Source organism: Solimicrobium silvestre (genome assembly GCF_002976435.1).
Classification (GTDB): Bacteria; Pseudomonadota; Gammaproteobacteria; order Burkholderiales; family Burkholderiaceae_D; genus Solimicrobium; species Solimicrobium silvestre.
The window spans coordinates 1-1,197 of record NZ_PUGF01000063.1; the positions used below are offsets into that span (position 1 = coordinate 1).

1 protein-coding gene is annotated in these 1,197 nt (G+C 53.5%); it reads left to right on the forward strand.

What is annotated here, in order from left to right; all coding sequences use genetic code 11:
- The coding region (locus S2091_RS24205) for an autotransporter outer membrane beta-barrel domain-containing protein (RefSeq protein WP_165795090.1) at positions 1–1,197 on the forward strand (1,197 nt) is incomplete at both ends.

Genomic DNA, 1,197 nt, shown 5'->3' on the forward strand with positions numbered 1-1,197 from the left:
GTAATGGCATGACCGACATGCTGGAAATCCAGCATGTCGGCGATGGAACGGCGGTCGCCACAGAATGGATTGCGGCGCAGAACGGGTATACCCAGGGACCGTCGACAGTACTGGGCAAATGGGTGGCAGGTACGCTATATCAGTTTGGGCAAACATCCGCTGGAACCGGCAATGCACTGATTGAAATTCAAAATGTGAATGGGCAGACCGTTGCCACCCGCTGGGTAGTGGGCGCGACGGGTTTAACGCAAGAAGATCAAACGACGTTAGGCCGCTGGTCAGCCAATAATAGCTTTCAATATGGCGATGTGACCGGAACGGGTGAGTTGGATCTGATGGAAGTGTCAACGACAGGAACCGAGAGCGTGATGGTAACGCGTTGGGTTGCGGGATCGACTGGTGCCGGATTTACGCAGGGTGCCAGCCTTAGCCTGGCGGATCCTGAAGGTGGTAACGGCGGATTTATTTCCCCGATTGCCTTGCAAGACGTTGGTGGAACAGGACATCTGTCGTTGGTGATACCTTGGACGTATTCGACTTCATACTACAGTTTTGACCAAGTGAGCGTCAGCAGCACTGGTGCACTGGCCGCGGTGAATAGTGGTTTGACGGGACTTAAATCTACCAGTGCGACTATTAATACCGTCTACGCGCAATTTAGTTTAAGCAACGACCCCAACACCGCCGGAAAAGGGATGGGCATCGTTTATGAAAATACGAGCGGTACGGTGAGTTTCGAGGCGCTCATACCAAGTACAGGTGCGATGATTAGCGTATCACTAGGTGCGCCGAAATTGAACCAGCAATTTTTAGCCGGTGATGCGACGGGTGTTGGTAGTTCTGATTTGGTGCAGATCTGGGAGAACGCCCAAGGTCAAGCGGTCGCCAGTGTGTGGTATTCGAATGCGCAAGGAAGTGCGTATACCCAGGGCGTGGATTCCGTCTTGGGAGCATGGCAACAGGGAGCAACATACCAACTGGCAAATGCCAATAGCGATGGTCGTGCCGCGATTGTGGCAACCTCAATCGCGGCAAACGGCAGCTTGACTATTAGTACGTGGAATAGCACAGGCAGTGGCTTCAGTCAGAACGGCAATTGGAGTGCGGACACCCAAACGGTGATGGGTAATTTCACGGGTAATGGCATGACCGACATGCTGGAAATCCAGCATGTCGGCGATGGAACGGCGGTCGCCA